This is a genomic window from Ensifer sp. GW101-20A05, from assembly GCF_059424735.1.
Window position 1 is genome coordinate 153869 of sequence record NZ_JBWKZT010000002.1, and the last position, 18675, is coordinate 172543.

General features: G+C 63.3%; 19 protein-coding genes. 12 read left to right on the forward strand and 7 right to left on the reverse strand.

Going from position 1 to position 18675, the window contains the following annotated elements:
- The first annotated feature begins 157 nt into the window (after positions 1-157).
- Positions 158-838, forward strand: coding sequence for a TetR/AcrR family transcriptional regulator (locus tag AC070A_RS05785; protein WP_057251818.1), 681 nt, complete (start codon positions 158-160; stop codon positions 836-838).
- A gap of 115 nt (positions 839-953) precedes the next feature.
- Here the strand turns inward: AC070A_RS05785 and AC070A_RS05790 are convergent, their stop codons facing one another.
- Positions 954-1238 carry an acylphosphatase gene (locus AC070A_RS05790; protein WP_057251819.1) on the reverse strand — a complete coding sequence of 95 codons (285 nt, stop codon included), beginning with the start codon at positions 1236-1238 and terminating at the stop codon, positions 954-956.
- 295 nt (positions 1239-1533) lie between these two features.
- On the opposite strand from AC070A_RS05790, the gene AC070A_RS05795 reads away from it, so the two are divergent.
- The 6 genes from AC070A_RS05795 (at position 1534) to AC070A_RS05820 (ending at position 8413) form a co-directional block, all read left to right on the forward strand.
- Entirely contained in the window at positions 1534-2424 is an 891-nt protein-coding gene (locus AC070A_RS05795; RefSeq protein WP_057251820.1) for a substrate-binding domain-containing protein, read from the forward strand.
- Between the two features lie 132 nt (positions 2425-2556).
- Positions 2557-4068, forward strand: a complete 1512-nt coding sequence (locus AC070A_RS05800; RefSeq protein ID WP_113479256.1) for a sugar ABC transporter ATP-binding protein — start codon at positions 2557-2559, stop codon at positions 4066-4068.
- A complete protein-coding gene (locus AC070A_RS05805; protein ID WP_057251822.1) occupies positions 4065-5027 on the forward strand; it encodes an ABC transporter permease in 963 nt (320 codons plus the stop codon). Before AC070A_RS05800 ends, AC070A_RS05805 begins: the two co-directional genes overlap by 4 nt.
- A gap of 22 nt (positions 5028-5049) precedes the next feature.
- A complete protein-coding gene (locus tag AC070A_RS05810; protein ID WP_057251823.1) occupies positions 5050-5991 on the forward strand; it encodes a tagatose kinase in 942 nt (313 codons plus the stop codon).
- Between the two features lie 3 nt (positions 5992-5994).
- Positions 5995-7275 carry a D-tagatose-bisphosphate aldolase, class II, non-catalytic subunit gene (locus AC070A_RS05815; protein ID WP_057251824.1) on the forward strand — a complete coding sequence of 427 codons (1281 nt, stop codon included), beginning with the start codon at positions 5995-5997 and terminating at the stop codon, positions 7273-7275.
- Between the two features lie 121 nt (positions 7276-7396).
- Positions 7397-8413: a LacI family DNA-binding transcriptional regulator gene (locus AC070A_RS05820; RefSeq protein WP_057252102.1), complete on the forward strand. Its 1017-nt coding sequence runs from the start codon at positions 7397-7399 to the stop codon at positions 8411-8413.
- An 85-nt stretch (positions 8414-8498) separates the two neighbouring features.
- Here the strand turns inward: AC070A_RS05820 and AC070A_RS05825 are convergent, their stop codons facing one another.
- Positions 8499-9116, reverse strand: coding sequence for an isochorismatase family protein (locus tag AC070A_RS05825; protein WP_057251825.1), 618 nt, complete (start codon positions 9114-9116; stop codon positions 8499-8501).
- Positions 9117-9238: 122 nt separating this feature from the next.
- Between AC070A_RS05825 and AC070A_RS05830 the strand changes: the two genes are divergently transcribed.
- Both AC070A_RS05830 and AC070A_RS05835 read left to right on the forward strand, forming a co-directional pair.
- On the forward strand, positions 9239-10210 hold the full coding sequence (locus tag AC070A_RS05830; protein WP_112996311.1) for a GlxA family transcriptional regulator: 972 nt from the start codon (positions 9239-9241) through the stop codon (positions 10208-10210).
- Between the two features lie 28 nt (positions 10211-10238).
- A complete protein-coding gene (locus AC070A_RS05835; protein WP_156414672.1) occupies positions 10239-10544 on the forward strand; it encodes a hypothetical protein in 306 nt (101 codons plus the stop codon).
- A gap of 61 nt (positions 10545-10605) precedes the next feature.
- Here AC070A_RS05835 and AC070A_RS05840 read toward each other — a convergent pair whose 3' ends face one another.
- The 5 genes from AC070A_RS05840 to AC070A_RS05860 all read right to left on the reverse strand — a co-directional run bounded on the left by AC070A_RS05840 (position 10606) and on the right by AC070A_RS05860 (position 17129).
- Positions 10606-11847 carry an MFS transporter gene (locus AC070A_RS05840; protein ID WP_112996261.1) on the reverse strand — a complete coding sequence of 414 codons (1242 nt, stop codon included), beginning with the start codon at positions 11845-11847 and terminating at the stop codon, positions 10606-10608.
- A complete protein-coding gene (locus AC070A_RS05845; RefSeq protein ID WP_082615909.1) occupies positions 11847-14252 on the reverse strand; it encodes a TonB-dependent siderophore receptor in 2406 nt (801 codons plus the stop codon). The genes AC070A_RS05840 and AC070A_RS05845 overlap by 1 nt, the downstream gene beginning before the upstream one ends.
- A 165-nt stretch (positions 14253-14417) precedes the next feature.
- Complete coding sequence (locus tag AC070A_RS05850; protein ID WP_057251828.1) at positions 14418-15368, reverse strand: FecR family protein; 951 nt, start codon at positions 15366-15368, stop codon at positions 14418-14420.
- Positions 15369-15469: 101 nt separating this feature from the next.
- Positions 15470-15976 (reverse strand): sigma-70 family RNA polymerase sigma factor, encoded by a 507-nt coding sequence (locus AC070A_RS05855; RefSeq protein WP_057251829.1) that lies wholly within the window; start codon positions 15974-15976, stop codon positions 15470-15472.
- 241 nt (positions 15977-16217) lie between these two features.
- Positions 16218-17129, reverse strand: coding sequence for a LysR family transcriptional regulator (locus tag AC070A_RS05860; protein WP_057251830.1), 912 nt, complete (start codon positions 17127-17129; stop codon positions 16218-16220).
- Positions 17130-17220: 91 nt separating this feature from the next.
- Between AC070A_RS05860 and AC070A_RS05865 the strand changes: the two genes are divergently transcribed.
- From AC070A_RS05865 to AC070A_RS05875, 3 genes are read left to right on the forward strand one after another with little or no spacing between them, the layout of a single operon-like run.
- Positions 17221-17613 carry a VOC family protein gene (locus AC070A_RS05865; protein ID WP_112996262.1) on the forward strand — a complete coding sequence of 131 codons (393 nt, stop codon included), beginning with the start codon at positions 17221-17223 and terminating at the stop codon, positions 17611-17613.
- 2 nt (positions 17614-17615) lie between these two features.
- On the forward strand, positions 17616-18293 hold the full coding sequence (locus AC070A_RS05870; protein WP_200964187.1) for an SDR family oxidoreductase: 678 nt from the start codon (positions 17616-17618) through the stop codon (positions 18291-18293).
- Between the two features lie 41 nt (positions 18294-18334).
- On the forward strand, positions 18335-18640 hold the full coding sequence (locus AC070A_RS05875) for an oxidoreductase (protein ID WP_057251832.1): 306 nt from the start codon (positions 18335-18337) through the stop codon (positions 18638-18640).
- Positions 18641-18675 lie beyond the last annotated feature (35 nt).

Here is an 18675-nt window from a genome sequence, read left to right on the forward strand (position 1 = left end):
CGCTGTCGCCGGGATTGAAACTCGAAAGATGACGGTCGTGCCAGGATCGAACGTTTGGGAGACGCATCCTGCGCTGACTACTTAGTCCATTAATTTGGACACAGATGTAAAATTAGACAGCATTGTCTAAATCGTCAATGGGCTCTATCTTCAGTCCATGAAAAAATCTGGCCTCGCCTCACCGGACGTCCGCGCGCAAAAAGGACAACTCGCGAAACGCGTTTCGATCCTGGAGGCCGCGGCGGACGTCTTCTGCCGCGAGGGCTTTTCCGGTGCCAGCATCGACGAGATCGCCGCCGAAGCCGGCGTGTCGCGCCAGACGATCTACAACCACTACCGCGAAAAAGAGACGCTGTTCATGGCAGTGATCCAGGACATCATGGATCGCACCAACGGCATGCTGTTCTCCATCCTCGCGACGTTTCCCGAAAAGGCCGACAACCTCGAGGAAGAGCTTGCCGCCTTTGCGGTGCGCCTCAACAAGAGCTGCATCTGCAACCAGGACGCCAAGTTCATCCAGAAGCTGATCGCGACGGAGGGCAATCGCTATCCGCATCTGTTCCAGTTCTGGCGGGAACAGGGCCCGGGCAAGACCGACAGGGCGCTGGCGGCGCTTTTTGCCCGGCTCGCCCATTCAGCACCGCTCGACATCGATGACTTCGACCTCGCCGCCCGGCAGTTCATCGCGCTGATCAAGGCAGACTTGCAGATGGGCGGGCTTTTCGGCGAGGCCCCGAGCGAAGCGGAACTGGAAGTCAGCGCCCATCAGGCGGTCAGGACGTTTCTCCGTGCCTATGGCCGCGAGCGGAGAACGAGCGGTCTCGAAGCGCAACATTGATTTCGCGCACGATCGCCGCAGAGCTGTGCCCATTGCGACAGCCGCGCACGCTCTGATGCGGCGGGAGAACTGAAGCTCAACCTGTATTGGGCAGCATCACGAGAGGCACGAATGCCTATCTGGTGATCCGAAAGCCGCTGACGCCTTCCGGCGCTTCGACGAACTCGGCAACGACCTTCGAAACCCATGCGGCCGGCGGCCCTTCATGCAGACGCTCGAGCATGAGGGTGATTGCCTCCTCCGGACCGCTGATCAGAGCGGCAACCGAGCCATCGGCTTCGTTTCGAACCCATCCGACGAGACCGAGCTTCTGCGCCTCGTCACGGGCCCAAACCCTGAAGCTAACGCCTTGTACCCGCCCGAGGATTCGGACCAACACCGTCTTGCTGGTCTCAGACATGATCTCGTCTCCGTCACCGTTTGCCACGCTATCTGGCGCGAGGAGGGGCAAAGGCAAGTCATCCGCGCAACGAAGTTGGAGGGAGCCCTTGCGGCTGCTCAGCAGGCTGCGATGAACCGTGGGGAGGTATAGTAAATTTCCTCGGTATACTTTTTATTTTTTGTTTGCGTATTTTTAAAAATTGACGCGCGCAAAGTTTTGTGGTTTTTACGCCCTCACCAAGACGGCGGTGGGAGGGCCTCGCCAGCTTGGCTGCACAACACCGAAGGCCCGCGCCGTTTCCAGGGAGGAAACCATGAACATGTCCCGCATTCTGAAATCGCTCGTCGCCGGCACGGCGCTCTCGCTCCTTGCCTCCACGGCCTTTGCCGACGGCATCGGCGCATCGCTGCTCACCCAGCAGCATCCGTTCTACATCGAGCTCGCCGACGCGATGAAAGCCGAGGCGCAAGCCAAGAACGTCAAGCTCGAGGTCTCGATCGCCAACCAGGATCTCAACAAGCAGCTCGCCGATGTCGAGGATTTCATCGTCAAGGGCGTCGACGTCATCGTCATCTCGCCGGTCGATAGCCAGGGCGTGCGCGCTGCGATCGAGAAGGCCGAGAAGGCCGGCATCAAGGTGATCACCGTCGACGTTCCGGCCAATGGCGCGACGGTCACTTCGCATATCGGCACCGACAACTTCACCGGTGGTGTGAAGGCTGGCGAGCTGATGGCCAAGGTCCTCGACAACAAGGGCAAGGTCGCCGTCATCGACTATCCGACCGTCCAGTCGGTGGTGAACCGCGTCAACGGCTTCAAGGAAGCGATCGCCAAGCATCCGGACATGGAGATCGTCGCCATCCAGACCGGCATTACCCGCGCCGAAGCGCTGGCTGCGGCCCAGAACATGCTGCAGGCCAATCCCGATATCACCGGCATCTTCGGCTTTGGCGACGATGCAGCCCTCGCAGCCGCCGTCGCGGTCAAGGCCGCGGGTCTTGAATCCCAGGTCAAGGTCATCGGCTTTGACGGCATGAAGGAAGCGCGCGACGCCGTCGACACCAACCCGGTCATGGTCGGCGTCATCCAGCAGTTCCCGGACCAGATGGGCAAGCAGGCAGTCGACACCGCCGTCAAGGTCGCCGCCGGCGAGACCGTTCCGGCCGAACAGCCGATCGTGCCCGGCGTCTATACCGCGAAATAAGTCCTCCCAGGACAGCCGTCGCCTCCGGGCGGCGGCAACCTCAGGAGTGAGCGCTCCGGCATATGGCCGGAGGCGCCTCGGCTCGCCCTTTGCGCGCGCGGATGGGACGCGCGGCGTCGTATGGAGGCCACCATGCATGGTTCGACCACGGACACCGTCCTCGAGATCAGTGACGTCACCAAATCCTTCGGTCAGGTCGCGGCGCTGAAAAGCATGCGTCTCAAGGTCAGGCGCGGCCGGGTGCACACGCTGCTCGGCGAAAACGGCGCCGGCAAATCGACACTGATGAAGATTCTGGCCGGCGTGCACGAGGCAACTTCGGGTGTCATCACGCTTGATGGGCGCCCCTACCGGCCGGCTGATCCGCAGGACGCCGCAGCCCTCGGGCTTGCCATCGTCTTCCAGGAACTCAGCCTCTGCAGCAACCTGACGGTGGCCGAAAATATTCTTGCCACCCGCGAGCCGCGCCGCTTCGGCTTCATCAACGACAAGGCGCTCGTCGCCAAGGCCCGCGCGATCGTCGCCGATCTCGGTCTGCCGATCGACGTCAGCGAGAAGATCGGCAATCTCTCGATCGCCCAGCGCCAACTCGTGGAAATCGCCAAGGGGCTGAGCCACGAGGCCAAGGTCGTCATTCTCGACGAGCCGACCTCGTCGCTGAGCGACAGCGAAGCCGAGATCCTGTTCGAGATCATTACCCGGCTGAAGCAACGTGGCGTCGCCGTCATCTACATTTCCCACCGCATGGAAGAGATCATGCGGCTCAGCGACGACATCACCGTCATCCGCGACGGCGAATATGTCTCGACCCATGATCGCGACGACGTCACCATCGAGGCGCTGATCGCGCTGATGGTCGGCCGTCGCATGGATGAGATCTATCCGCCACGGACCCACGAGCAGTCGGCGAAGACAGCTCCGGTTCTTTCGATCGACAGCCTTACCCGTGATGGCGAGTTCGACGACATCTCCTTCGACGTCCGCCCCGGCGAAATCCTCGGCTTTTTCGGCCTCGTCGGTTCCGGCCGCTCCGAAGTGATGAACGCACTGTTCGGCATGAAGGCGGCGACCGGCACGGTTCGCTTCGAGGGGCAGCCGGTTCGTTTCCGCTCGCCGGCAGAGGCGATTTCGCGCGGCATCGGCTTCGTCACCGAAAACCGTAAGGAAGAAGGCCTCGTTCTCAGCCACAGCGTCGGCTGGAACATCTCGATGGCAGCCCTTGCCGATTTCACCGGACCGCTCGGCTTCACCCGGAGCCGCGCCGAGCGCGAAGCCGCGGCCGTGGAAGTCGGCCGGCTGGCGATCAAGACGCACTCGCTCGACACGCCCTCAGGTTCGCTCAGCGGCGGCAACCAGCAGAAGATCGTGCTCGCCAAGTGGCTGCTGACGCGGCCCAAGGTGCTGATCCTCGACGAGCCCACCCGTGGCGTCGACGTCGGCGCCAAGTTTGAAATCTACAAGATCATCCGCCAGCTGGCGGCCGAGGGCACGGCGATCCTGCTGATCTCCTCCGAGCTGCCGGAAGTTCTGGGAATGAGCGACCGCGTCGTCGTCATGCACGAGGGCGGCATCGGCGCGACCCTTTCCGGCGCCGACCTCAGCCCGGAAACAATCATGGCGCACGCAACGGGATTCCAATCATGACACAGCAATCCGAGACCCAGGCCGCCTTCATGCGGGCGTTGAAACAATATGGCGGCATCCTGCTGTCGCTGGTGATGCTCTGCGTCATCTTCTCCTTCCTCAACCCGCGCTTCATGTCAGTCGTCAACTTCATGAACATCCTGCAGCAGGTGGCGGTGGTGGCGATCGCTGCCTTCGGCATGACCTGGGTGATCCTGCTCGGCGAGATCGACCTTTCGGTCGGCTCGATCATCGCAGTTGCCGGCATGGTTGGGGCGCAATGTTTCGCCTTCGGTCTCGGCTTCGCGCCGGCGATCGTCATCACGCTTCTGGCCGGCGCCCTGATGGGCATGCTGAACGGCGTGCTGACGGCGAAATTGCTGTTGCCTTCCTTCATCGTCACGGTCGCGACGATGGGCATCTACCGCGGCATGGTCAGCCTGCCGACCAACGGCGCGCCGGCGATGATCGAGAATGCGACCTGGACCGCCATCGGCACGGAGAGCTTCCTCGGCCTGCCCATCATCATCTGGGTGGTCGCCGTTCTGTTCGTGGTCAACCACATCCTTCTGAGCAAGACGAGCTTCGGCCGCCGCGCTTATCTGACGGGCGGTAACCGCGAGGCGGCGGTCTATTCCGGCATCAAGGTCGACCGGCTGAAGATCACGATCTTCATGATCTCCGGCGTCATGGCGGCAATCAGCGGCGTGCTCTTGTCCTCCCGGCTGTTCTCCGCCCAGACCAATGCCGGCATGAGCTATGAGCTCGACGCCATCGCTGCGGCCGTGCTCGGCGGCACCTCGCTTGCCGGCGGCGTCGGCACCATGGTCGGCACGCTGATCGGCGCGCTCATCATCGGCGTCATGAACAACGGCATGAACATGCTGTCGGTCCCCTACTTCTACCAGCTCATCGTCAAGGGCCTGGTGATCCTGATCGCGGTTTGGCTCGACGTCCGCGCCAAGCAGGCCAAGCGCTGATCCTCAGAAGAGAAACATACCCATGCACAAGATACTGACGATCGGCGAAATCCTCGTGGAGATCATCGCCACCGAAAAGGGCGACGGCTTCCGGCAGGCCACGCCGCTCATCGGCCCCTACCCCTCCGGCGCCCCGGCGATCTTCATCGACCAGGTCGGCAAACTCGGGCAGGCAGCCGCGATCATCTCGCGCGTCGGCGACGACGATTTCGGCCACGTCAATCTCGACCGCCTGAAGGCTGATGGCGTCGACATCTCCGGCATCGCGGTTGATCCGCTCGGCACCACCGGCAGCGCCTTCGTGCGCTATCGCCCCGACGGCAGCCGCGCCTTCGTCTTCAATATCCGCCACAGCGCCTGCGGCGCGATCCGTCTCGATGACGCCGCGCGGGCATTGGTGCGCGGTTGCAGCCATCTGCATGTGATGGGCTCGTCGCTCTACGCACCAAGCGTGGTGGAGAGCATTATCGCAGCGATCGAGATGATCAAGGCGGCCGGCGGCACGGTGTCCTTCGATCCGAACCTCAGGCCGGAAATCCTCGATAGCCCCGGCATGCGCGAGGCGCTGCGCGCGGTGCTTGCCAGGACAGACGTCTTCCTGCCGAGCGGGCAGGAGCTCTTCCTGTTCACCAAGGCGAAGACCGAGGCCGAGGCGGTTTCGGAACTGCTTGCCGCCGGCATCAAGGTGATCGTCGTCAAGCGCGGCGCTGAAGGCGCGAGCTATTTCGATCGGGAAATCACGCTCTCGCATCCCGGCTTTCCGGCCGAAGAGGTCGATCCGACCGGCGCCGGAGACTGCTTCGGCGCGACCTTCGTCACCTTCTGGCTGAACGGAGCGGCACCCGCAGAAGCGCTGGAATTCGCCAACGCCTCGGGCGCACGCGCCGTCATGATCTCCGGCCCGATGGAAGGCGCCTCGACGCGCGCCGATCTCGAAACCTTCATCTACGCGCGAAAGGGCTGACCCATGCAACCGAACCTGCTGATCGACATCGCCCGCTGGAACGAACGCCCCGGCCCGCGCGGCATTCCCTCCGTCTGCTCCGCCCACCCGCTGGTGATCGAGGCCGCGATGCTGCGTGCGCTACAGGAAGACGCCGCCCTGCTGATTGAGGCGACCTGCAACCAGGTCAATCAGGACGGCGGCTATACCGGCATGACGCCCGCCGATTTCACCCGTTTCGTCGCCGGCATCGCCGACCGCGTCTCCTTCCCGAAGGAGAGGATCATCCTCGGCGGCGACCACCTTGGCCCAAACCCGTGGAAACATCTGCCAGCGGAAGGCGCCATGGCCAAGGCCGTGACGATGATCGAGGCCTATGCGCGGGCCGGCTTCACCAAGCTGCATCTCGATACAAGCATGGGCTGCGCCGGCGAACCGGTGGCGCTTCCAGATGCCGTGACGGCGGAACGCGCTGCGCGGCTTGCCGCCGCCGCCGAGGCCGCCATTTCCGGCCAAGAGGGGGTCGCTCCCGTCTATATCATCGGCACAGAAGTCCCGGTTCCGGGCGGCGCACTCGAAGAGCTGGATACGCTGGAGGTCACGGCGCCCGAGGCGGCAATCGAGACGGTTGGCGTCCATCGCCAGGCCTTCGAAGCGGCGGGCGCCGCTAACGCTTTCAAGCGTGTGGTCGGCGCCGTCGTCCAGCCGGGCGTCGAGTTCGGCAACGAGAACGTCATCGCCTATGACAGGCAGAAGGCGGCAAAGCTTAGCGCCAGCCTGAGGCAGCTGGATGGCATCGTCTTCGAGGCGCATTCCACCGACTATCAGACGCCGGAGGCATTGCGCGATCTCGTCTCCGATGGCTTTGCCATCCTCAAGGTCGGCCCCGGCCTTACCTTCGCGCTGCGCGAGGCGCTCTACGGCCTCGACCAGATCGCTACCTTCCTCTTCCCCGAGGCACGCAAGCAGACACTGGCATCGGTCACCGAGATGGTCATGCGCGAGGAACCGGCGAACTGGGGCAAGTATTACCACGGCTCGCCGGAAGCCCAACGGCTGCAGCGGCATTTCTCCTACAGCGACCGCATCCGCTATTACTGGCCGCACCCGAAGGTTGCTGCAGCGGTGGAAGAACTTCTGTCGCTGCTTGAAGGCGTCAACATCCCGGAAACTCTGATCAGCCAGTATCTTCCGGGCAGTTACGAGCGCGTGCGTGACGGCGAAGTTGCCGCCAAGGCAAAATCACTGGCACTTGCCGCGGTCGACCGGGTTCTCGAGGATTATTTTTTGGCCTGCCGAGCTTAGCGGCAGGTCATGCATTCGGTAAATATTTCCGAGCCGGTACTGCCTATCCCCTCAAAATGAACCTATAAACGAAATCAAAACAATATGGGGTACAGCAACGGTGGACAGACAGATCAAGACGATGGAGGATTTTTCGGAGTTCGTCGGTTTGTCGCGCCCCACGGTCTCCAAATACTTCAATGATCCGGGCTCTGTTCGGAAGAAGACCCGCGATGCTATCGAGGCGGCGATCAAGCAGTCGGGCTTTCGCCCGAACATCTTCGCCGTCAACCTCAACCGCCGCCGCACCAACATCCTCGGCGTCATCGTCCCGAACTCGACCGACCCCTTCTACATGGCGCTGACGCGCCGGATCGAGCACATCGCCAACCAGGCGGGTTTCCTCGCCTTCGTGCTCTCCTCCGATGGGCGGCCGGAGATGGAAGAGCGGGCGATCGAGACCTTCAAGTCGATGAACGTCGCCGGTGCGATCATCGCACCGCTCGGTGTGCAGTCGCATCACAAGACCCTGACGGCGCTCGGCGAAAGCATTCCCCTGATCTACGTGGACTCGCCGCTCGACGACAGCTCCTCCTTCGTCGGCACCGACAACCGCCAGAGCTTCCGCCTGATGGTCGATTATCTCTGCCGCTCGGGAAGCCCCCCCTGCTATTTCGGCATGCCGCCGGTCAACAACAACGCGATCGCCCGGCGCGACGCCTATCTGGAAGCGATGCAGCAGTTGAAGATGGAGCCGGCGCTGGTCGAGACCACGCCGAACGCCTCCTGGGATTTTGAAAAATTCGGCTTCGACGAAACGCTGCGCATCCTCGGCGCCGGCGGCTTCCCGACGCAGACGGTGCTCTGCGCCAACGACCGCGTCGCCTTCGGCGTCATCGCCGCCGCCTTTCAGTCGGGCCTCAAGGTCGGACGCGAGGCGGACGCCGATATCCGTGTCGCCGGCCACGACGATCATCCGCTGTCGCGCTACACCTGCCCGCCGCTGACGACGGTGGCGCAGAACTACAACGAGATCGGCCGACTGGCGATCGAACTCTTGTTGTTCAAGCTCGGGGAAAGCTCCGACGACGGCGGTGCCTTCCCCGAGGATGAGCGCATTCTGCTCAGCGCCGAGATCATGCTGCGCGGTTCGGCCTAGGCAGATCCAGAGGATACGAGGGGGCGTCCGCCTGGAATTGCTCCGCCTTCGACAATCCGGGCCGAACCGGTAGCCTATGCGCAGATCAGGACCGACGCGCGAGTGACAGGATCTGATCGGTCGTCAGGATGTCGCCGAAGGTATCGTCGATCGTCGCCAGCGACGCGCGATGCAGCACGGCATGTGGAACGACGTCGCCGTCGTTAGTGTCGAGGTCGCGCGTGGCACAGGCATCCGCTGCAACGATCACGTTGAAGCCGAGCGGCACGGCGTCCCGCGCGGCGCCGGCAACGCAGGCATGGGTCATCAGCCCGGTGATGATGAGCGTATCGATCCCGGTTTTCTTCAGCTGCTCGCCGAGGTCGGTGCTGGCAAACACACTCACCGACGACTTTCGGACCACGGAATGGTTGGCTGCCGGCCGGATGTCGCGGTGAAAGTCAGAGGTCGCACTGTCTTCGGCAAACACCGGGCTGCCGGCCGGCGTCACGTGCTTGACGTGGTAGACCTTCATGCCCTCGGTGTCGGCGCGTTCGATCAGCCTCTTGGCATTGGCGAGCGCCTTTTCCCCATCCGGGATCGGCATGCGGCCCGTAAAGTATTCGTTCTGGAAATCGATCACCAACAGGGCTGTCTTGCGGGGATCGAGGCTAGCAGGAGCAGCCGCACCGGCGATGGTTCGGATGGTCGGGTGTTGTGTCATGGAGGTTCCTTTCGCAATCTGACGCCGCGAAAGTCGCGAAAACGCCCATGTTGCGAAAGTGGCCTGAACGACAATATGTGATAGGTTCCGGCCAACTTCAGGCCCACCGGGTTTATACCGCAATGCACACCGTCGCCATCGTCGCCTTCGAGGGCATCAGCCCGTTTCATCTGTCCGTTCCCTGCATCGTCTTCGGCGACGACCTGCTGAAGCTCGGCGTGCCGCGCTACCGACTGCTGATCGCCGGTGAAAAGACCGGATCTGTCCGCACCATGTCCGGCTTCAGCATCGAGGTGGAAGATGACCTCTCCAGTCTTGCGGAGGCGGACACGATCATCGTCCCGGCCTGGGATGACCCGAACACCCGTCCATCGGAAAACCTGCTGAACGCGCTACGCACTGCCCACATCAGGGGCGCCCGGCTTGTCGGCCTCTGTCTCGGCACCTTCGTGCTGGCAGAGGCAGGCCTGCTCAACGGGCGAGCAGCCTCGACGCACTGGGCCTGGGCCGATGAATTCGAGCGGACCTATCCTCGGGTCGCCCTGAACCGCAACGCGCTCTACATCGACGAGGGCGATATCCTGACCTCGGCCGGCACCGCCGCCGCGATCGACTGCTGCCTGCACATCGTGCGCAACGACCACGGCGCCGAGATCGCCAACCGCATCGCCCGCAGGCTGGTCGTTGCACCGCATCGCCACGGAGACCAGGCGCAGTATATCGAGGCGCCCCTGCCCGCTCCGGGCAGCGGCGATCCGCTCAGCGCAACGATCGCCTGGGCGATCGAGCATCTCGATGAGCCGCTTTCGCTGGAACGGCTGGCGGATCATGCCGGCATGAGCCTGCGCAGCTTCACCCGGCACTTCCGCAAGAAGACGGGAACGACCTTCACGCAATGGCTTCTTCAGCAGCGGCTCGCCGTCGCCCAACGCCTGCTTGAGACCGGCTCCTGTTCCGTCGATCACGTGGCGGAGATGGCCGGCTTCGGCTCGACCGTCTCGCTCCGACAGCACTTTACCCGCGCCTTCTCGATCTCGCCGGCGAGCTATCGCCGGCAGTTCCGAAACCGGCCGGCACTTGATATCGTCGCTTAGATCCGCGCTCATCCAGGTGACCAACGACATGGCCCACGATCCACGACTACACTACGACCGCAAAGATCTTGAATTGGTTCAGGAAACCACCCCTGAAGGTTTTCGGGAGTGGGTTATTCAGAAGGTTGGTGGGCTCAAGAGTCTTCCACGAGATCTTGTTTACCGCCTCCCCGACCCGCGTGTGGAGCTCGCGCCCTTGCTGGATGCGATGATCGCGGGGGATTCCTTATGGCTGTGCCGCACCAAGAAAGTGGCGCCCCTCTACGGCAACGAGGGCATCGCCCTGGTTCGCGACGGCCGACCAATTATCTACTTGCGAGCGTATGACTATTAAGCAGTCGGTTGAAGGCGCGGATATCGCTGGGAGCGGCAATGGCTCCCATACGCAAGACTGATTAAACAGGCATTCTTCGCGTCACCGAGTGCGCTCGTAGAAGAAAAGCCAGCAGAGGCACTGCGGCGGTTGAAACGCCGGCGGCGCAAAGGAAAAAGGCCGCATAGCCGAAGCGCTCGGCAATCCAGCCGGCTCCGAGACCGCCGGCCATGCCAACGAGGCTGTCCACGCATTGGAAAAGCGTGAAATCGACCCCCGCCTGGCGCGGATCGGCCCAGCCCATGAACTGGGCATAGAGCGCCACGAAGCCGATCGCCATGACGCCGGAAGAACTGGCGACCGCAAGGGTCATCACGAGCGGCCGCGAGACATCGCCTGACGCCCCGACATAGGCGAAGGCGACAAGCATCGTGACCTGCAAGAGCAGGGCGCCGATCAGTATCGTGGCAGCGCCGCACAGCCGCACGAGCAAGCCGCCGAACAACGCCCCGCCGAAACCGACGATCATGCTGCCAACACCGTTCAGCACTCCGACCGAAGCAAGATCGAAGCCGTAATCGATGAGGAAAGGCCCGAGCATGGCGAGGCCCCATTTCTGCGCCGAGACATAGATCGCTGCGAGTAGCAGCCCCTTGCGCACCTCCGGTCGCCGCAGTGCGGCCTTGAGCGACGGCACATGGCTGCGCGTTGCGCTTGTCGGACGCGAACCCGGGCCAAACAGGAAGGGAAGGCCGAGCAAAAGCACGACGAGCGCCATCACCCAAACGGCAGGCGCCCAGCCGAACCAATCGACCAGAACCAGAAACAGCCCGGCGCCGATCGCTGAGCCGACATAGGAGCCGCCGACCTGGGCGGCATTGCCCCAGCCATGGTGTTCTTCGGCCAACGTCTCGACGGCAAAGCCGTCGCAGGCGATGTCGACGGTCGAGGTGAAGAGCGCAATGAACACCAGGCAGGCGAGCACCGGAGCGAGCCGCTCCGGCCCGAGCAAGCCCAGCACCGCGAGCATCGTGGCAGAGAGTGCGCCGCCGGCAATCACGATGACAGCCGAGCGGTTGCGGCCAATCGCCGGCAGGCGGTAGCGTTCCACCTGCGGCGACCAGAGGAACTTCAGTGCCCAGGGCAGCACGGTCAGATAGACGAGGCCGATCTGGTCGAGCGGCAAACCTTGGGTTCTGAGCACCGCCGGCAGACCGAGCATCGTCAGCCCACCGATCACGCTCTGCGCCACATAAAGCCCGCCGACCGCGAAGAAGATCGCGGCGGGCGACGGCCTTGTTGACGGCTTGGCATCGATCGCCATCAGAAGCGATAGCGGACGCTGGCGACGACCTTGCGGCCTTCGTCGAAGTAGCAGAAGCCCGTGGTGCAGAGCTGCTCGACCTCGTTGAAGAGGTTGGTCGCGTTGAGCTGCAGCCGCACGCCCTCAAAGTTCGGATTGGCGGCGCCGAGATCGTAGCGGACCGAAGCGTCGACGAAGGTGCGCGCCTGGTTCTTCAGGATCGGCGTGTGGACGTTGTCGCCGAAGCTCGATCCGACATAGCGCACGCCGGCACCGACGCCGAGCCCCTCGAGCACGCCGGATTGCACCTCGTAATCCGCCCAGAGCGAGAACATGTGGTAGGGCGAGGAGTTGAGCTGGTTGCCGAGCGTTTCCGATGTCAGCTTTGTGATCTCGACATCGTTGTAGGAATAGGAGGCGATGAAGTTCCAGCCATTGTCGAGCGAAGCGGTGCCTTCCAGTTCGAAGCCACGCGACTTGAGGTCGAGCTGGCGCAGGAGGTTCAGGCCCGAGGACGTTTCGTAGACGGTGGCGTTTTCCTGGTCGATGTTGAAGACTGCGGCGGTGATCGTCGCGTTCTGGCCGGGGATCTCGTATTTGACGCCCGCTTCCCATTGCTTGCCGAGCGTCGGCATGGCCGGCGTATCGGTGCCGCCGAGATTGATGATCACGCCGGGATTGGAAACGAAGGCGGTGCCGTAGCTGACATAGGGCATCATGCCGTTTGGCAGGACATAGCCAAGCGCGGCGCGCGCCGTCGTTTCGCTGTCGTTCCGGTCAAAGGGTGAGCCGTCGACCGAATACTTGTTGTCTACCCAATCGTGACGAACGCCCGCCGTCAGGCGCCAGGCGTCATATTCGATCTGGTCCTGGAGATAGATGCCGATGCCGCTTTGCGATTGCTTCTGGGTGGAGGTCAGCTTCGGCACATAGGTGAAATCGTCGGTGAAGAGGTCCGGCCCGCTGCCCTGCTGCGAGGTATATTTCATGTAGCTGTAGTCGATACCGGCAATGAGCTGGTGTGCTGCGGCGCCGGTGTCGAAGTCGAACTTCAGGTAGGTGTCGCTGGCAACGCCGGTATTGTCCTCGACGGTGAGGCCCGGATACTTGGCGAACACCCATTCCTGCTGCGTCGAGATGTCGGAGTAGCGCAGCTTGTGAAAGAGCGTGACGTTGTCTGAGAGCTCATGTTCGAGCTCATAACCGATACGCGCCTGCTTCTGGGTGAAATCGTTGAAGCGGGCGTCGCCACCATAGGTCGGGATCGCGCCGATCGACTTGCCGTCCGGCCCGTAGCGGTTGAGATAGCCCCAGGTGCCACCGGTCGTCGAATCCATGTATTCGCCGAGCAGCGTGAACTTGGTGCCCTCGTCCGGCTGCCAGGTGAAGGCGGGCGCGATGAACAGACGATCGTCCTTGACCGCCTCGATTTCGGTGCGCCCGTCACGCGCAAGGCCGGTCATGCGATAGAGCATCGTGCCTTCGTCATCGAGCGGCCCGGAAACATCGAAGGCGCCCTGCACCCGACCGTAGGAGCCGTACTGGACTTCGACTTCGCGCAGCGGATCGCTGGTCGGCCGCTTCGAAACGATGTCGACGATGCCGCCGGAGCTGCTGGCGCCGTAGATGGAGGCCGCCGGGCCGCGCAGGATGGCGATCGCCTCGACGCCATAGGGCTCCAGCCGGAAGAGGCCGTTCGGGCTCGCAATCTGGCGCAGGCCGTCGCGGAAGATGCCGGTCAGCGTCAGGTCGATGCCGCGGACCTTGAAGGCGTCGAAGCGCGGTTCGGCGCCGTACTGGCCAACGCGGGCGCCGGGCGTATAGTTCAACGCCTCCTGCAGGTTCTGAGGCTTCAGGTCCTGCAACTGCTTCTGGCTGATCACCGACATCGACTGCGGCGTCTGCATGACCGGCGTATCGGTCTTGGTGGCGACGCGCGCCGATTTCGCGACATAACCGTCGGTCTCGACAATACCCTCAGCACCGGTCCGCTCACCGGTCGCGGTGATTTTTTCGAGTTGTGTCGCGCCATCCTTGACGACGGCGCCGGTGGTGATCGTTGCATCCGACGGATCGAAGATCTGCACGGTCTTCTCACCGACGAAGCGATAGCGAAGGCCGGTTCCTTCCAGAAGCGATGCAACGGCCGCTTCCGTCGCCAGCGTGCCGCTGACGCCGCTGGTGGTCTTTCCGCTCGTCAGCGTGCTCGGATAAAGAAGGCGCAGGTCGGCCTGCTGGCCAAGTTTCAGGATGCCCGCTTCGAGGGATCCCGCGGGAACGGCGAACGCCTTCGGCGCAATGACCGCGGCCAGTGCCGTTGTCGCCTGTGCCTGAACTGCCGTCGCGCAGGCGATGAAAGAAACGCCGGCAAGCGCCAGGCGTGTGAAAGAATGGCGTCGTGATCCGCGACCCTGCATAATTCTCATCCGAGATCCCCTACTCAACTCCTGGGCAGGCTGCCTCGATCCATGTGCAGCGCCGCCACTTCTGAATAAGAGTTCGGGGAACGCGATCTCCTGACGTCACCGGACGATTTTTTTGAGCGATGAATATGGCCAGGCCTGGAGCGGCCTTGCCTGCTTGGGTTTTTCCTAGCGCGACTGAACGACGACCATCAGGCCCGAAATCCGCATGACACGCAGCGGCAAACTGGCTTCCAGAACCTGCAGGGCAGCGTCGGTGTCGTGCAGATCGAAGATACCGGAGACTTCGAGACCGCCCGCCGCCTCGTCGAGCAGCAGGATTCGGCCGTGACGGTAGCGCTCGAGGGTCGCCAGGACGTCGCGCAGCGGGCGGCGCGAAAAGACGAGCTTGCCGTCGCGCCACGCCGTCCCGGCCGCGACATCCGTCTTCGACAGGGACAGGCGTCCCTGTTTGTCGATCGTTGCCACCTCGCCCGCACCCAGGATCGCTTTCTGGCCGGCCGCCGCGACCTCAACGCGGCCCTCCTCCACCTGGACGCCGGCGGCTCGTTCTGCACCGGCCGTGCCTACGGAGTACCGGGTCCCCAATGCCATCGCGCTCAGCGCCCCATCTTCGACCACAAACGGCCGAAGCGGGTTCCTCGCAACGGCAAAGAATGCTTCGCCGCGCAGGAGCCGCACCTTTCTGCGGCCCTGCTCGTAGCGAACCACGAGGGCCGTGTCGGTGTTCATGTCGACTTCGGTCCCGTCCTCCAGGGTGATCCGCCTGATTTCACCGACGCCGGTGTAAAAGTCGGCACGCCAGCGGTCGCCGTAGGGCGTCGCGAGCGAGAGCATGGCAAGACCCGCTGCAAGACAGAGCCCGACGAAACCGCCGACCCGACGGCGGCGTTGGGCGCGCAATTCACCGAGGCGCTCGCTTGGGATCGGCACGTCTCCGAGATCGCTCCAGAGCGCCCGCAATTCTTCATAGGCCATCCGGTGATCGGGATGTGCGGAAACCCAGAGCTCGAACGCCGCACGGTCGGCGGCCGTCGCGTCGTCGGACTGCAACTTCGCAACCCACGTCGCCGCCGCTTCCAGAGTGCTGTCATCGATGGTCTGGCGATTGCCGTTCATGCACGTCTTCCGGTCGAACTGAAAATGCCGTCAGGCGAACCCTCCAAGGGAATCGCTTCAATCATCTTAGAGTTGAAAGAACGGTTTGACCTGACGTCGGTTCAGAAAATAATCTCGGCGCGCATCTTCCGGCATTCGAGCAGCGCTCGGATGATATGCTTTTCGACCATATTTCTCGAGATGCCGAGCTCATCGGCGATCGCGCTGTTGCTGAGGCCGTGCAGGCGGCTGAGGATGAAGACCTGCTGGCAGCGGTTCGGAAGGCCCTGGATGGTGCGCGCCATGATCAGCAGGCACTGGCGGGCGTTGACGATGCGGTCCTGGATCGGCCTGTCTTCCGCATGCTCCATGCCCTCTTCGTCGGCAACGAACATCGCTTGCTCGCGCGCAGCGCGTTCGGACGCGACCCGCGCCACCGAGCGGGCAACCTGGAACAGGTAGGCCTGCGGGTTCTCGATCAGCGTCGAGCGCGATGCCTCCAGCATGCGCATGAAGGTCTCCTGCGTGGCGTCGACGGCGTCCTCGCGGTTTCTGAGGCGGCGGCTGAAGAAGCGGCGGATCCTGCCCTCTTCCCGCTCGTGAAGCCCCCGCACCATCGCATCGGTCATCAATCTGCCTCTCCAGCGTGCGGCTGTCGCACCATCATCCTGAACGTACGGCCCGGGTCGCTGCCGCTTATCTTGAATACGTTACTCATGTTTCATAAGTGAAGCGGAGGTGTGCTGCAATGCACTGACGTGCGGCATGACGAGCCGAAACTGCGTCAGGACCGGCCGCGCCGTCTATTGGAAAAGGACTGTTGCGCGAAGGCCACGGCGTCTGGTACGGGCGCGACCCTGATTGGCGGCTTCAGGTTCGTCCCTTGCTCGGCCTCTCGATGGAACTCAGCTCCGAGGCGATGCGGTCTATCAGCAGTCGCACCCGGCGCGGCTGGACGGTGAGCGGCGGATAGACGATCTGCAATCCCGTCCCACCTATAGAGAAATCCTTCAGGAGTTCGACAAGGGCACCGGACGCCAGGTCCTCGGCAATGTCCCAAACGGATTTGAGCGCGATGCCGTGCCCCGCGCGACACCATTCCCCAACCACCCCGCCGTCATTGGCGACGCGCCTGCCGCGCACCATGACCTTGTGCGGCTTGCCATCGACCTGAAAAGCCCACTCCCTGTCGAGATTGGCGCCGAAGCGCATGATGATGCAGTCGTGACGGGAAAGATCGTCCGGATGCTCCGGCCGGCCCCTGGCCTCCAGATAGGCGGGTGCGGCGCAGACGACCCGGCGGTTTTCGCCGAGGGAGCGCGACCGGAGCGTACTGTCGGCGAGAAGGCCGTGGCGGATGGCAAAGTCCATGCCCTGACCGACGAGGTCGACGTAGCCGTCGGTGAGATTGAAATCCACCGTCACGTCAGGGTGCTCGGCAAGAAAGCGGTCGAGGATCGGCACGATGTAGCGCCGTCCCATATCTTCGGGGGCGCTGAGGCGGATCGGCCCCGAGATCGTTCGGGTACCCGATCGGATGCCTGTCTCAAGTTCGTCGGCCTCCGCCAGCAGCCGGCGGGCGCCATCGACCAGCAGACGGCCCTCCTCCGTCAGGCTGATTGCGCGCGTCGTGCGTTTCAGAAGGGCAGCACCGTAGTGGGCTTCAAGCGCCGCCAACCGCTCGGAAACAGAGGCCGGCGACAGGCCCTTTTCGCGACCTGCGGCGGAAAGCCCGCCCTTTTCGACGATCAAAAGGAACAGAGCCAGATTGTCGAGCAACATCTTTCGCCTCTTCCGAAATATACTTTTGGAAATAAGCCAATTATCCGGATGCGCCGCAAGAGCTAAATTCCTTCCCGAAAGGAGACGCGGCATGCATCTCGACCACGTAACCATCCGCACAGGCGACATCGCGGGCACGCGCGCGTTCTTCGAGACGGTCTTCGACCTGACCGTCGGCGAGCGCCCGGCGGCGATCCGGCGCATCCCGGGCTACTGGCTCTACGCCGACGGCAAACCGATCGTGCACATCATCGGCAGCCAAGGCAGCGGTTTCGACCGGGCCGCCGAGGCTATCGATCACGTCGGCTTCCGGCTCGACAACTACGCAGCCTTCCGGGCCAGGCTCGACCGGCTCGCCATTCCCTACTCGACCATGGACCTTGCCGACATCGGCGAGCGCCGGCTGTTTCTGCGCACGCCCGGCGGTCCGTTGCTTGAAGCACTCTTTTCCGAACCCGTTCCCCCACATTCCCCTGGAGCATGAGAATGACGATGACATTCAATGACAATACCGTTTCCGTCGTCATCGGCGGCACGAGCGGCATCGGCGCCGCCGTTGCCAAGGCGCTGACCCAGCGTCCCGGCCGGGTCGAGATCGCCAGCCGCGCCACCGGCCTCGATATCGCCGACGCCGCTTCCGTTGCCGCCTACTTCCGCAAGCTCGGGCCGATCGACCATCTGGTCGTCACGGCCGGTTCTTCGGCCCCCGGCGGCAAGGTTGCCGATATCGACCTGGATGCCGCCAAGGCCGCCTTCGACGTCAAGTTCTGGGGCTCGATCGTGCTCGCCCGCGAAGCGGCCAGGTATATACGTCCAGGCGGCACGATCACCTTCACCTCAGGTTTTCTCGCCCGCCGGACTGTTCCCGGCACCTTCGTCAAGACCGCGATGAATGCTGCTCTCGAAGCCGTGGCGAAGATCCTGGCCAGGGAACTGGCGCCGCTGCGCGTCAATGTCGTCAGCCCCGGACTGACGCAGACCGAGGCCTATGCCGGCATGACCGGCGACGCCCGCGACGCCATGTTCGATCGCGCCGCAGCGACCTTGCCCGCCGGCCGCTTCGGGCAGCCGCAGGACATCGCCCACGGCTACCTCTTTGCTATCGACAATCCATTCGTCACCGGATCCGTCATCGACATCGAAGGCGGCGCGCTCATCAACTGACGCAAACCGTTCCGACATTTCGCCCGCAAGAGGACCGTCCCATGCCGACAACGCTCTTTTCTCCTGTCTCCCTCGGCTCGTTGACCCTGCCGAACCGGATCGCGCTTGCGCCGATGACGCGGGCGCGCAGCAGCCAGCCGGGCAACGTCCCGAATACACTGATGGCCGAATACTATGCGCAGCGCGCCTCGGCCTCGACGCAGGGTCAGGGCTCCTTCATCGCCAATCCGGACCTGCCGCGCCGGCTGAAGGAAGGCTTGCCGCTTGCGACCTTCGACGGAACCAAGCTTTTCGGCGGCAGTGCCGACGGATATTGTACCTATCCGGCCCTGGAGGACGCCGCATGAGCGCGCCATTGACGGAACACGAGCGCGCGGAAGCC